This window comes from Sphingobacterium sp. xlx-96 (genome assembly GCF_011007365.1).
GTDB lineage: Bacteria > Bacteroidota > Bacteroidia > Sphingobacteriales > Sphingobacteriaceae > Sphingobacterium > Sphingobacterium luzhongxinii.
Genome location: NZ_WFKM01000002.1, coordinates 583,123 through 598,999 on the forward strand (window position 1 = coordinate 583,123; position 15,877 = coordinate 598,999).

Below are 15,877 nucleotides of genomic sequence, written 5' to 3' on the forward strand. Positions count from 1 at the left end.
TTTTATGAACAAGTTCTATCTAAAATGCTGCTATCTATCGACCATCATGTTTTTATGTGTGTCGGTAGTTTTCGCACAGCAATCTGTTACAGGGATTGTATCAGATGCAACAGGCCCCATTGCGGGCGTCAGTGTATCCGTAAAGGGTACCAGTAAATCAACCCAAACAAATTCAAGCGGAGCGTATTCTATTCAAGCGGAAAGCGGGCAGACGCTTCGCTTTTCCATGGTTGGGTTCAGTACCCAAGAGGTTTTAGTAAGCACTGCTAAAACGATTAACATAACCATGATAGCTGAAGACGGAGCTTTAGAAGAGGTCGTCGTCACCGCTATGGGAATTAAACGAGCTCCGAGAGAACTGGGCTATGCAATGAGTACCGTTGACTCGAAAGAATTAACAAAGACAGGTTCTCCCAACTTCGCCGCAGCACTCTACGGTAAGGCTCCGGGAGTACGTATATCAGCTGCTCCGGGGGGTGCCACATCGGGCATTAACATTAATATCCGTGGTATCAACTCCATCACTGGAAATTCGCAACCCTTAGTAATTATCGATGGGGTTCCCATGCGTCAAACCAGCTTCAACAACTCGGATTATTGGGGAGATCAACGCGCTCGAGGAAATGGATTGGAAGATCTAAACCCAGAGGATATAGAATCTATTACTATTCTAAAAGGAGCCTCAGCCGCTGCACTATACGGTTCGGAAGCCATGAATGGTGTGGTCATGGTAACTACAAAGTCAAACAAAGGTGGCGAAGGGTTTTCAGTTGATTTTAACGCGACCTATACGCACGACAAAATTGCCTATCTACCAAGATTTCAAGATGTCAGAGGACCTGGCTATACGGTTGAATACTTCAACGGTGGACAAGCTGAAGATAAATTTTTCTACTACGATCAGTCTAGGGCTATAGATGGTGTAACAAGAGGTGTTATGGGTACCAGTCTTAATTTTGGGCCAAAATTCGACGGGCAGCCGACAATTTCATGGGATGGAAAGGTACGCCCCTATGTCGCACAAAACTCTTATGACAAATTGTTCAATAACCCAAACAACACCATTCTGAACTTCGCTTTAGGGCATACAGGTAAAAATTCCAATATACGATTCTCGTTATCCCGTCAAGACAATGAGATGACCGCATTAGATTCTTACAACAAAAAAAATATCGCCAATCTAAATACAACTTTCAAAGTTGGAGAACGTTTAACAACGGATCTTGTCGTTAACTATATTAACCAAAGCACGCATAACCGTCCTTTCATGACGGATCGCTTAATAAATAATTTTACGGGTATGATGTCTCCATTTGATAACCCGGAATGGTATTTAGACAAATATCAAACCTCTTTAGGTTATCGCTTTGTAACAGGAACCAACCAGAGTCTTACACCTGACGAAAATATCGTTTACAATGGGTTTAAAGGTGATGTTGCTGAATTTATGTGGAATCAAAAAGCCAGACAGTACGATGAATACTCAAATCGTATCCTTTCTTCCTTTACCAATACCTTGGAACTTACAAAAGACTTGATGCTACGGGGTCGCTTCTCGGCAGATATGACAACATTGATCATAGACGACAAACAACCAAACACTATTCCATTGGTTTTTGGTAATTCAGGGTATTATGCACTAACAAACAAATCAGCAAACATTTACTATCTGGATCTATTGGCTCGTTATAAGAAAAAGGTATCGACCAATTGGGAATTAGGAGCCATGCTAGGATATACAGCTACAAAAGATAGATCCACAGCTGCCACTGCGAATACGGATGGTGGTCTAAGTATCCGAAATTGGTATGACATTGCTTCCTCAGTAAATTTATCCAGAGGTTCATCCCAAAAAAGCTATACTTTGCGGGACGCACTATTCGGAACACTAAACTTAAATTATAAAGATTTTTGGTATACAGAAGGTACACTACGTCGCGAGATCATATCAACAATGCATCCTGACGACAATGTTACCTACTACCCTTCAGTAAACTCCAGCCTTATTTTATCAGAGGCCTTTGAGCTCCCCCAATTTTTTGACTATGCCAAACTAAGAGGAGCTTGGGGAATTGTAGGAAATTACCCTGGTGTTTATGCCAGTCCATTAAGTTATACCCAAAATACATTGGGCAATCAGGGATCTGGATCTCCTACTCAATACATTGTAGTGCCTACCTCTAACTTTGGAAATGAACAAATAAAATCCGAGCAAAAACATGAGGTTGAATTTGGATTAGAAACAAGAATGCTAAAGGGTAGATTAGGGTTAGATGTCACCTATTATAACGGTAAAATTGTTGACCAAATACTAAGTTATTCTTTACCGATTTCTACAGGTGCATCTTCGGTTTTGGCTAACGTAGGTACATTGCGAAACAAAGGTTGGGAATTTGCTATAAATGGAACGCCAATCAAAAAAGAAAATTTTCAGTGGAATTCAACCCTGAATTTTTCCTTCAACAGAAATTCAGTAGAAGCTTTACCTGGGGGAGCCACTGAACTGTTACATCGCGATTACGATGGTTCGGCCGCACAGTTGGTCTCTAAAGTAGGAGAATCAATGGGGGATATTATGGTACACCCCTATGTGACAGATGCAGACGGCAGTAAAGTGGTAGGCACAAACGGGCTTTACCAACTAGACGCTAACAAATGGGTAAAGGCTGGTAATGCCATGCCAAAGACGGTAGGGGGATTTGTCAATTCCTTTACCTATAAAAACTTCACGTTGGATGCTTTAATTGATTTCAACTTAGGCGGAGACGTTATGCCGACAGGAATTAACTGGATGATCAGCCGCGGATTATTAGAAGAATCGTTGAATAACATGGATGCTGAACACGGAGGCATCAGCTACTACCTTTCAGGAGGCAAAGGAGTTGCCCACAGCGGGTCTACTGGTCCAAATGGCGAAAAAATGTTTCACGATGGTATGTTGATGGAAGGTGTACTAGCCGATGGTTCGCCCAATACAAATGTTATTTCACAGACCTACTATTACGCGAACACCTACAATTGGGGGGGACCACAATACTCCAACTCCAATTACGGCCTTTACGTTAAAAAGAATAATTACGTGAAAATGAGAGAGCTTTCTATAAGCTATAGACTTCCTTGGTCCATCGCTTCCAGATTGAAAGCGAAAAATGTTCAGTTATCCGCCTTTGGAAGAAATCTGTTTTTCCTGTATAGATCATTAAAAGATTTAGATCCGGAACAAATGACAGGAGGTTCCCACTGGACAAATAATGTCTCAAATGCGGGTACATCACCCGCTACCAGGACTTATGGTTTAATGTTAAGAGCAAGCTTCTAAAATTATGAAAATTAAAAAAAACCTCGTGGTATCAGCACTGTGCATAGCATCGCTAACCACTATAACAACTTCTTGCAAAAAGGAAACTTTTGACAATTATTACCGTGATCCATCAAAAGTCACGGAAACTACACTGGAAAAGAATTTTACGGGTATGATCTATACGTATCGTGAGTTTATTATTCCAACTTACCGCAATTATTTCGTGACAATGTCGCCTACCATACACCGTTATCTCCAAACCTACGGTTGGGCTAACACTGAAAATCAACTTACACCGGGGATGGCGGCTATTAATGACAGATGGGAAAGATATTACGCCGGACTGGCTCAATTCAGGGAAGTCGAAAATCAATATAACATAGCCCCCGAAGCCGAAAAAACAAGCAAGAAAATCTTTTACTTGGCTGCAAAGATTTTATTCTACGACCAGACACAGCAACAGGTTGATCTTTTTGGATCCATACCTTGGAAAGAAGCCGGGTATCTCAGCAAAAATGCTGGAGATTATACGATATCCTACCCAAAATATGATAAGGCAGAGGATATCTATACGGCAATGTTAGATGATTTGAAAGCTATAAGTACAGAGTTGAACGGACTAACCATCCCGTCGACCGTGATAGAATCTTTCAAGACACAAGATATTATCAATGGAGGATCCTTACCCTTATGGAAACAGTATTGCAACTCATTACGGCTACGCATGTTGACCCGTGTCAGCCAAGCCTCAGCTTTCGCAACGAGATCAAGTCAAGAAATTGCCCAAATTGTATCTAACCCAACTACTTATCCACTGGTATTGACAAACGCAAACAATATCCAGATTGATATTTTCAACAACGCGACCGATATTAATTCAAAAAGTCTTCAAGATGCTTTGGAAAGCTGGAATAACAATATTGCCAGTAAAGTAATGATCGATCATATGCTTAACAATGTAGATCCTAGGCTTCCTTATATGTTCGAACCAGGTCTTGGAGCTAGTGGGGCCTATATCGGTTTAGATCAATCTTTACCTTCGGCTACGCAGTCAACACAAATCGCGGGAACCACAGCAAATCCGAGTAAGATTGCAATTTATAACCGATCAACCTACTCCAGAAATCAAAATTTCCCGGGTATATTAATTACAGCATCAGAAGTTCAATTTCTCTTAGCAGAATATTACAACAAAACCGGAAGTTCTGCCAACGCTAAAACCAGCTTTGAGACCGGGATAAAAGAATCAATCGATCTTCAACAACGTATTCGAGCAGTAAGCAATAACAATCTTGTGGCAGCACCAAGCGCACCAACAACAAGCGCCATAAATGACTATATCTCGAATATCGGCTGGGGTACCAATAACATCCAATTAATTGCTACACAAAAATGGTTGCACTTCAATATTATTCAGTCCGTTGAAAACTGGTCAGAGGTACGTCGTCTTAATTATCCTACGTTCGCTTTTAGGGTAGAATCTTCAGACCTACAGAAAACTGTACCGGTAAGATACAATATATCTTCTACTGAACCGACCTATAACACCGCAAACTACGAAGCGGTCAAAGCACAGGACAACGTAAACACCAAAATCTTTTGGGACGTAAATTAATTCTTTTTTCACTAACTTTAGGGAAAGTCACTTTTTGGTGGCTTTCCTATTTTTTAGCTATTTTACTAATTATAACATGAAAAAAACCGTATTAAGCCTTTTTTTAACAGGTGTATTTTTATCGACCTTTGGGCAGGCCCACAACGTATCTGCGGGTTATCAAAAACCTACAGACCCATTAGTGCTCCAAAATCTAGAACAATGGCAAGACCTCAAATTTGGTCTTTTTATGCATTGGGGTACCTACAGCCAGTGGGGCATAGTCGAAAGCTGGAGTATATGTCCTGAAGATGAACCCTGGACACAGCGAAAACCAGAGCATGGCGCCAGTTATTTTGAGTATGTCCAAAACTACGAGAATCTGCAAAAAACATTTAACCCAACTCAATTCGACCCTCAAAAATGGGCTGATGCAGCCAAAGCAGCCGGGATGAAATATGTCGTATTCACGACCAAACACCATGATGGCTTCTCCATGTTCGACACCAAAGAAACAGATTACAAAATCACATCGCCCAACACACCTTTCTCCAAAAATCCAAGAGCCAATATCACCAAAGAGATTTTCACCACCTTCCGTAAAGATGGCTTCAAAATAGGCGCCTATTTCTCTAAACCAGATTGGCACTCCGATTACTACTGGTGGCCTTACTTTCCTCCTTTAGACAGAAATGTAAATTACAATCCGAAAAAATACCCCGAACGCTGGCAGAAATTTAAGGATTTCACCTTTAATCAAATTAATGAACTGACATCGGAATATGGAAAGGTCGATATTCTTTGGTTAGACGGAGGTCAAGTACGTCCTTTAGAAACAGTAGATAATACAGTAGACTGGCAAAAGGCCATCCGATTAGATCAAAACATTGACATGGACCGAATCGGTAATATGGCGCGTAAAAATCAACCCGGAATCATTGTCGTAGACCGTACAGTACCTGGTAAATGGGAAAACTATGTCACCCCAGAACAAGCAGTTCCAGACCATACATTGGATATACCTTGGGAAAGCTGCATCACTATGGGGAACTCCTTCAGTTATGTTCCCAATGATAATTATAAACCTGCAAAAAAAATTATCGAAACGTTGGTCAAGATTATTTCACGTGGAGGCAACTATCTGTTGAATATAGCTCCCGGGCCAAACGGTGATTTCGATCAAGTTGCATACGACAGGTTAAAAGAAATCGCTTCATGGATGGATGTTAATCAAAATGCCGTGTTTGGTAGTCGAGCCGTTGCCCCTTATCATGTAGACGACTATTACTACACCAGAAGTAAAGACAACAAGACGATTCACGTATTCCATATAGATGAAAAATCAAATCAATACCACAAACCCGATGGTTTTGGATTTGACCTTCCTGCCGGATTTAAGGTAAAATCGATAGAAGTACTGGGAAGCAAAGAAAAAGTAAAATGGACCCTCAAAAACAACAAAATAAAAACACAGCCTATCCGATACAACCCTTCATACGCAACAGTTTTACGTATCGTAGCCCAATAGCAAAAATTAAATCGAACAACCTGTGCTTTTTATGAGACTAAAAACATTTCTTCCAATAATGCTTTTTTGCCAGACAACTCTAGCACAACAGCCGTTATACAAGGATGCCAAACAGCCTATAGAAAAACGTGTACAGGACTTGCTTGAACGTATGACTCCTGAAGAAAAATTTTGGCAATGTTTTATGATTCCCGGTGACTTGGACCATGTGACAAAGGATCAATACAAGCATGGCATTTTTGGACTTCAGGTCAGTGCCGGATCACTAGGCGGAGGAGCCTCTGGGCAACTCTTAAAATATAATGCCAGTGAAGATGCCGAAAAACTAACACGTAAAATAAATGCCATCCAAAAATACTTTGTCGAAGAATCCAGATTAGGGATTCCCATTATTCCGTTCGACGAAGCCCTGCATGGCTTGGTTAGAGAAGGGGCTACTGTGTTTCCCCAAGCTATAGGCTTAGCAGCGACATTTGATACTGTTGTTATGCATCAGGTAGCATCGGCAATTGCGCAGGAGTCCCGTCTTCGTGGTATCCGGCAAATACTAACACCTGTAGTCAATTTAGCAAATGACGTACGTTGGGGAAGGACTGAAGAGACTTATGGAGAAGATCCTTATCTTTCCTCCCTAATGGGACTAGCTTTCGTTTCAGCATTCGAAAAGCTCGGTATTGTGACTACACCAAAACATTTCTTAGCCAATGTGGGCGAAGGAGGACGGGATTCCTACCCCATCCATTGGAGTAAACGTTATTTAGAAGAAACACATCTGCGTCCGTTCAAAACAGCTTTTTCACAAGGCGGAAGCCGCTCGGTCATGACATCATACAACCTGATTGATGGGCGTCCCGCTACGGCAAACCAATGGCTACTTACCGAAAAGCTTAAAAAAGAATGGCAATTCAAAGGCTTTATTATCTCTGATGCAAGTTCCGTCGGAGGACCTACGGTATTACATCGTACCGCCTCGGACTATGCCGATGCCTCTGCCCAAGCAATCAACGCCGGATTAGATGTTATTTTTCAAACAGAATATGACCATTATAAACTATTCAGCCCCCCCTTCTATGATGGACGGATTAGTCAACAAAGAATCGACGATGCTGTAAGTCGGGTATTACGTATAAAGTTTGAGTTGGGTCTATTTGAAAACCCCTATGTCAGTCAAGCGCAAACTCATCAACTAATACACAAAATCCAGCATAAACCCATTGCTCAGAAAGCAGCGGAAGAATCTTTCGTGTTGTTACAGAACAAAAACCATACGCTTCCAATATCCCATCAATATAAAAAAATACTGGTGGTCGGCACCGAAGCCACGGAAGCCCGATTGGGCGGTTACTCCGGTCCAGGGAACAAAAAGACAAGTATTCTTGAAGGGTTAAATCACTATGTCAAAGACAAAAATATTGAAATTATCTATTCCAAAGGAATAAGCAGGAACACCAAACCCTTGGATATTGTACCGTCAGAATTTTTAACCTTTGATGGTAAACGTGGATTACACGCTACATATTTTACCAACAGCAACCTAAAGGGGCAAAGCGCTTTCACAAGACAGGATCCACAGATTGATTTTAGCTGGACCCTAGGATCCCCAAACAACAACAAGTTGGAGTCCGATCAATATAGCGTGCGTTGGTCCGGACAGATCAAAGGTCCCGCATCAGGCAAATATCAGATTGGTTTGAAAGGAAACGATGGCTTTAGACTTTTCCTCAACAACAGGTTAGTTATTGACAACTGGGAAAAAACAAGTTTCTCAACAATACTTACAGAGATTATATTTGAAAAAGATAAATTGTATCCTATTGTTGTAGAATTTAACGAACAACGCGGTAATGCGCACATCGAACTCGTATGGAACTATGGTATACCAAACTACGAAAAAGACTTTCAAGATGCACTTGAATTGGCAAAACAAACAGATTATATTATTGTTACAGCCGGCATACATGAAGGAGAGTTTCAAGACAGAGCATTCTTAAATTTAGAAGGAAATCAAGAAGCTTTTATACACGCTCTCGAAGAGTTAAACAAACCCGTAACGACTTTACTCGTCGGCGGATCTGCAATCAAAACAACAGACTGGAAAGATAAAGTCGGTGCCATTTTAAACATCTGGTATCCAGGAGAAGAAGGAGGCCATGCAGTAGCTAGAACCCTATTTGGAGAGGTGAACCCCTCTGGAAAGCTTCCCATTACTTACCCTATTGAAGAGGGACAGCTTCCGCTTACTTACAATCATTACCCGACAGGAAGAGGAGATGACTACCACCACTTAAGTGGAGAGCCGCTGTACCCTTTTGGGTTTGGCTTGAGTTACACCAATTTTGAGCTCACGGATATCAATGTTCCGAAAAATACCTATCAAAGAAATGACACCATATCACTTCGTGTAAAAGTTGCTAATACTGGAACTAGAGATGGAAGCGAAGTCGTTCAACTTTATACCCGGGATTTATTATCAAACCAAGCTCGTCCAGTTATTGAACTAAAAAAATTTCAGAAAGTATATTTAAAAGCAGGAGAAGAAAAAATTATTGTTTTTGACTTACCGGTAAGTGAACTTGCATTTCTTAATGAAAAAATGATGTGGGAAGTTGAACCAGGAGATTTTCGAATTATGGTTGGGAACTCCTCAAAAAACCTACCTCTGAAAACTACGGTCACCGTCAAATAGCAAAGACATAAACTAACTGATAGCATGTAAAGTGCGCAATCTTTTTAAAATTTTTAAAAAGATTGCGCACTTTACATGCTATTTTATTTACATTTGTTAAATTCTAAATTTCAGAACAAAAATTTTGGACCGTCTTAAGCAGCAAATTATAAGGGAGTTGTATTTCTCAAAAACTCTATCGATTGCGGATATCAGTAATACGATAAAAAAAAGTGTGCCTTTGGTAACCAAAAGCATACAAACATTACTTTTATCAAAAATAATTACGTCCGAGGGCTTAGGAAAATCCACCGGAGGTAGAAGAGCTATACAATATTCGCTAAATATTCAAAAACTACCAAATATTCTTGTCGTTGCAATAGACCAATATAATACAACCATTGCATTGGTGGATCTTTCCAATAAAGAGTTGAAAAAAGCCCAGAACAAACCTATTCGATTGGCTTTCGAGACCAATGCTAAGGATATCTTGCTGACGCTGATCGATGAGTATTTAATCGATCAATCCCTAGATAAAATACTAGCAGTAGCAGTAAGTATGCCCGGCTTTGTCGACTCCGAAAAAGGGGTCAACACGTCCTACTCCGAACAACACCCACTCCACCATATAAAAACCACAATTCAAAATCATTTAAATGTACCCACTTTCATTGAAAATGATTCAACAGCAATAGCGATCGCTGAGCATAAATTTGGTAAAGCAAAGGGATTAAACAACGTTTTGGTCATAAATCTGAATTGGGGCGTCGGATTGGGTATGATACTGGAAGGTAAATTATTCAAAGGCCATAGTGGTTACGCAGGGGAATTTAGCCATATCCCGCTATCTGACCAAAACAAGTTGTGTTCCTGTGGCAAAAGAGGTTGTTTAGAGGTAGAGGCATCTCTTATTTCTGCTCTTGGTTATGCTAGTGAAAAGATTGAAAACGGACAAATCTCTCAACTCACAGCCAATTATGGTCAACTGGGTACAATTACGATAGATCAATTAATAGCAGCCGCCCTTAACGGGGATCAAGTGGCTATTGAGTCCTTTGCAAGGATAGGCTATATGCTGGGCAAAGGTATTGCGACGTTAATACATATCATTAATCCTGAAAAAGTAATCATCAGCGGCAAAGGAGCAGAAATCGGACAGATCCTTTTACCACAGATACAGGCTTCAATGCTAGAGTTCAGTATTCAGCGTCTTTCAAAAGACACCATTATAGAAATATCAGGATTGCACAACGCACAAATAACTGGAACAGTGGCCATAGCTGTTTCTTCATCAAACTGGGAAGTACTAAACAAAAAACAAAAGCAAACAAACTAAAACTAAATTTTATGACCAAGTTTTATCTTAAATGCTGCAGTCTATCCATCCTTATGCTCTTATGCATATCGGTAGTATTTGCACAACAATCTGTTACTGGGATAGTATCAGACGCATCCGGCCCATTAAAGGGTGTGAGTATATCGGTCAAAGGAAGCAATAAAGCGACACAGTCCGACGCTAATGGAGCATATTCCATTCAAGCACAAACCGGCCAAACGTTACGCTTCTCGATGATTGGATACAACGCACAAGAAATTATCGTCTCCAATGCTAAAACGATTAATGTTACTTTGGTTAATCAAGATGGTGCACTAGAAGAAGTAGTCGTGACGGCAATGGGAGTTAAGCGTGAAAAAAGAGCACTTGGATATTCCTTTCAAGAAATACAAGGGAACACATTAACTGACGCTAGAGAAAACAATATTGCAAATGCACTTGCAGGAAAAGTTTCCAATCTACAAGTTGTAAAAGGTTCAAATGGTCCCTCTTCTTCTTCCAAAATCATTTTAAGAGGTTTTAATTCACTAACTGGGGATAATCAACCTTTAATAGTGGTCGATGGTGTTCCTATGGACAATTTTGTGGGGGCATCTAATAACGATTTTTGGAATCCTTCTACGGATTTTGGAAGTGGCTTAGGCGACCTCAATCCAGAAGATATCGAAAGCATGTCTGTACTGAAAGGTGGTGCAGCTTCGGCTTTGTATGGATCAAGAGCTTCTAATGGTGTAATTTTGATTACAACCAAATCAGGGAAAGCCAAAGAAGGTGTAGGTATTTCTTATTCAACTATCACTGGTATTGAAAACATCTTCATGACTCCAAAACTACAGAACACTTTTTCACAAGGAGATGGCGGCATATATGGAAGATTATCTGGATTATCTTGGGGTGAAAAAATAGCTGGACAAGAAGTTGATACTTGGAACGGTTCAAAAACTCAATTAAAAATTTATGATAATTTAGGTAGTTTCTTTCAAACAGGATTTAACACGACACAAAACATCAATTTTCAACAAGCCATATCTGACAAGGTAAACCTATACTCTTCGGCCAGCTACTTATATGACAATAGTAAAACTCCTGGCATGAAGTTAAATAGGTTAAACTTGATCAATCGCGTAAATGCAAACTTTGGATCCCGGAACCAATGGAGCACTGACGTAAAAGTTCAATACATGAAAAACATGGCGCATAACCGCGCAGTAGGTGGGCAAAACGACGGCAATTATTATGCACAGCTATTGCTGTTTCCAAGATCGCTAGATATCTCTCAATTTGAGACAGGAATGGACGTTTTAGGAGAAAAACAATCATGGTATTTAGAGGATAGCGGAACAAATCCTTACTGGGCGGTATACAATAAGTTAAATAACGATACGAGAGATCGTTACCTTATGAATGCAACCGTCAAGTACGACTTCAATGATTGGTTAAGTGCAGACGTACGTTTGGGATCAGACAACTATTCTACGAAATATGAATCAAAAACATATACTGGAAGTCATCTAAAAAACTCGTATTCAAACAGAATCGACAAGTTTTTTGAAAACAACTATATCGCGAGTCTCCATGCAAGGAAAGATAATTTGTGGGGTAAATGGGGCGGAAGCGCATCCTTATATGGACAAATTATGGAACGTAATCGTACATCCATCGAGGCAATAGCTGGTGATTTGCGGGTTCCTAATCTTTTTACTATCGGCAATAATATTGGCAATGCGGCTCTTTCTGAGTCTATAAGTCGTAAACAAATAAACTCCGTTTATGCGAGCGCGGAAATTAATTATGATAATTTCTGGTATGTAAATGTTACAGGCCGTAACGACTGGACATCAACGTTGCACCCGGATAATAGAAGCTTTTTCTACCCATCTTTAAGTACCTCGCTAGTACTTTCTGATCTCATAAATAAAGGTAGTGGACACATGCCATCATGGTTTAACTATGCAAAAGTAAGAGCATCCTATGCTGAAACGGGGAGAGACATGGATCCATATCAGCTTTATAATACATTTACCGTCGGAAACGACCCAAACAATATAACAACAGCAAGTAAACGTAATACTAAATACGACGCTGGAGTGGTAAACGAACTTCAAAAAAGTATTGAATTCGGTTTTGAAACCCGATTTGTCAATAATAGATTAGGGTTGGACTTTACTTACTACAAGAATAATTCGACCAATCAATTGATCGACATCCCTATGAACGATTTATCGGGTTATAAAGCGTTCAAAGCAAATGCGGGGAATATATTAAACGAAGGTTTTGAGGTCGTTTTAAACGCTGACATTCTGAGAAATCCGGAATCTCTAAGATGGAATATCACGGCAAACGTCTCCAAAAACAAGAACAAGATTATTGAATTACACCCAGATGCAAAACGTCTAAAACTGGGCGGATACGACGATGTCAGTATTTATGCAGAACAAGGTAAATTATATGGCGCAATATATGGCACCAAATATCTACGTGTAGAAGACAAAGAGAGCTCACAATATGGAAAACTAATACTAACTTCTGCTACTGGATTACCGCAGAAAGCCGAAGGCTTTCATTTCTTAGGCGATCAGACTGCCAAAGCTTTAGTGGGACTTACAAACTCTTTCAACTATAAAAACTTTTCACTGAGCTTCCAGATAGATGGTAGATTCGGAGGTAAATTTTTCGCAGGAACGCATAAAGGATTACAATATGCAGGGGCATCTGAAGAAACAGCTCCAAACGGAAGCAGAGAGAAATTCGTCGTTGATGGTGTTACCTTAAAAGACGGTAACTACGTAGAAAATACCACTGCCGTATCTCCTGAAGATTATTGGAAGACCGTTGCCGGAGGAAATATGGGCATCATCGAAGAGAATCTATATGATGCAACCAATATTAGAATTAGAAATCTACAATTGGGTTATTCAATCCCTAGCAGAGTGTTGAAGAATTCTATGGTTAAAAATGCTAGATTCGGATTTTCTGTAAACAATTTAGCCATGCTAAAAAGCAATGCAAAAGGAGTTGATCCAGAATCCACCTTTGCATTAAATTCAAATGCTGTTGGGTTTGAATACCTCTCTTTCCCGACGTCACGTTCTTATTTCTTTAATATATCTGTAGGTTTTTAAGTACAAACGACATGAAAAATACATTTTCTAAAATATCTATAGCTTTAGTGATTGGTGCACTTTTCACATCTTGTAGCAAGTTTGATGAGTTGAATACCGATCCCACCGCTGCAAATGAGCAGCAAGTAAAGCCAGAATACTTCTTAAATAATGCTATAATAGGTGCACAACAAGATCCCCATATAGGCGAACGTATTTTTGTGTACAACTGGAAAACAGCGGCACATCATCACTATCAAAATTTCATTAATATTGGAGCAAGTCAGGATGGATACAATAATGACTACTGGCGCTATATTTCCGAATGGTTGAACAATGCAAACTCGGCTATAGAAATTGCAGACAAAAAAGCCCAAGATGGATCAGCGCAAACTTATAATGAAAATTTAAAACAAGTTGCGAGACTATGGCGTGTTTATCTAATGAGTGAACTTACGGACAACTTCGGACCGGCGCCAATCAAATCCTTTCAGGGCAGTAACCCAGAGTTTAATTCAGTAAAAGATGTCTATTATTTTATGCTTGAAGAGCTAAAGGATGCTTCTTCAAAGATAGATGTAAATGTTGATGGTTCAGCCATCAAAGATTACGATGCAGCTTATGGATTTAAATGGGAAAACTGGGTCCGTTATGCCAATTCTATGCGTATGCGACTAGCTATGCGCATGTCAGAAGTGGATGCCAATAAGGCTAAAACCGAGTTTGAATCTGCAGTTGCGACCAACAAATTCATTGAGAGTTCTGCCCACAACTTTGCCGTTCAGGAAAAAGAAGGTTGGAATCCACTAGCCGGTGTCATGTCTTTAGGTTGGAATACGCAAATTATATCTACAACCTTAAACAACATCTTTATAGGTTTGGGTGGAATAGAGACTTCAAAGCAATTTACAAATCCTGAAATTTTAAGCAAAATAAAAGCCGAAGATGATTTTGGGACAAAGTATGCTCAAAACTTCTCTACAATGTCCAATGATCCGAGTCAAGGTTTTTACGCCGATGGGTTACCTAACAAAATGGATCCTAGAGCATATAAAGCCTTCTTTATCCCTGGTAATAAAACTGATGGCGACTACTGGGCTGCGGCTTCTGAACAAAAAGCTACAATCAAAGTTTCCGACTCTAGGACTGACGAGCTAAATACAAAATATACTTGGAACGCCTTCACTGGGGGCACCTGGGCAGGAAAAGCCTCAAGTATTGTCTTAAGAGGTCAAAATGGACGATTACCTGGAATGACGAACAAATACAGAACAAGTAAACAAAAACGCGTGTTCTTTGCTTCTTCTGAAACTTACTTTTTAATTGCAGAGGCTGCATTAAGAGGCTGGAAAACGCCTATGTCTGACAAAGCTGCCTACGAAAAAGGCATCACAGAAAACTTCGCCTATTGGGAAGTCCTTGGCTTTATTGCAGATTACCTAAATTCAACGAATTATAATCGTGTTGGAACGTCTGTAAAATATGACCATGATACAGAACCTCCTCAATCATTTACAGTTAAGTATATAGACGCTTATACAAATCAAGCAAAGACTGAAACAATCCAATATCCATCAAATACGATATATAAAAATGGATTGGAGAAGAATGATAAGCTGACAAAGATAATCACGCAAAAATACATAGCGACAGTTCCTTATCTCCCTCTAGAAGCCTGGAACGACCATAGACGTTTGGGCTTACCATTTTTTGAGAACCCTGCCGTGGAACAACCCATTGCTACAATTCCTCAATTGACAGCTTCAAACTATAAACAAAATCAGGTTAACTTCTTTCCTCAACGACTGAAGTACCCTTCCAACTTCAGAAATGCAGATCAGGAGAATTATGACAAAGCGATTTCTTTATTAGGCGGCGCAGATGATGTTTTCACTCCGCTTTGGTGGGCTAAGAAAAACTAAATATTCTTTCGGAGTAAAAAATGATCCCCGTTACAACCAGTAACGGGGATTTTTGTTAGTAAAACCGAATCGGATAGTTACTCCGTATAGCTATTTTCGAAGCCGATAGACACATATAAGCCTTTACCTCGTCGGTTAAGCAACTCTTAATGAGGCGATACATTTCCAAATTCACATCGAATCGAGCCATTTAGTCCATCATTTAGAATTGTCATAACTTCAAATTTTAGGATTTTGAGTGGAATCAAGATAATATCATCTTCGTAACAAACTAGGTATTAAAATGTCTTTTAAATACCTTTAGTATAGCCTTTACTTATCAAATTGCTATGGTAAGGCTATGTAAAGGCTATGTTAACCCTAATTAAATAGTAGCTTAATACTGAATTTGGTAACAAGAGATCTACTACCAATCCGCTTCTTTATTTAG

At 39.8% G+C, this 15,877-nt stretch carries 7 protein-coding genes; all 7 read left to right on the top strand.

Translation table 11 applies throughout. From position 1 onward, the window contains the following. Positions 1-4 precede the first annotated feature (4 nt). The 7 genes from G7B20_RS05455 (at position 5) to G7B20_RS05485 (ending at position 15,447) form a co-directional block, all read left to right on the top strand. Positions 5-3,319 (top strand): SusC/RagA family TonB-linked outer membrane protein, encoded by a 3,315-nt coding sequence (locus G7B20_RS05455; RefSeq protein ID WP_164109017.1) that lies wholly within the window; start codon positions 5-7, stop codon positions 3,317-3,319. 4 nt (positions 3,320-3,323) lie between these two features. Next, a complete protein-coding gene (locus G7B20_RS05460) occupies positions 3,324-4,916 on the top strand; it encodes a SusD/RagB family nutrient-binding outer membrane lipoprotein (protein WP_164109019.1) in 1,593 nt (530 codons plus the stop codon). 76 nt (positions 4,917-4,992) lie between these two features. Continuing rightward, a complete protein-coding gene (locus tag G7B20_RS05465; RefSeq protein ID WP_164109021.1) occupies positions 4,993-6,423 on the top strand; it encodes an alpha-L-fucosidase in 1,431 nt (476 codons plus the stop codon). A 31-nt stretch (positions 6,424-6,454) separates the two neighbouring features. Beyond that, positions 6,455-9,109: a beta-glucosidase gene (locus tag G7B20_RS05470; RefSeq protein WP_164109023.1), complete on the top strand. Its 2,655-nt coding sequence runs from the start codon at positions 6,455-6,457 to the stop codon at positions 9,107-9,109. Positions 9,110-9,233: 124 nt separating this feature from the next. Beyond that, positions 9,234-10,424 (top strand): ROK family protein, encoded by a 1,191-nt coding sequence (locus G7B20_RS05475; protein ID WP_240452784.1) that lies wholly within the window; start codon positions 9,234-9,236, stop codon positions 10,422-10,424. Positions 10,425-10,435: 11 nt separating this feature from the next. Next, positions 10,436-13,546, top strand: a complete 3,111-nt coding sequence (locus tag G7B20_RS05480) for a SusC/RagA family TonB-linked outer membrane protein (protein ID WP_164109025.1) — start codon at positions 10,436-10,438, stop codon at positions 13,544-13,546. An 11-nt stretch (positions 13,547-13,557) separates the two neighbouring features. After that, positions 13,558-15,447, top strand: a complete 1,890-nt coding sequence (locus G7B20_RS05485) for a SusD/RagB family nutrient-binding outer membrane lipoprotein (protein WP_164109027.1) — start codon at positions 13,558-13,560, stop codon at positions 15,445-15,447. Positions 15,448-15,877: the final 430 nt, after the last annotated feature.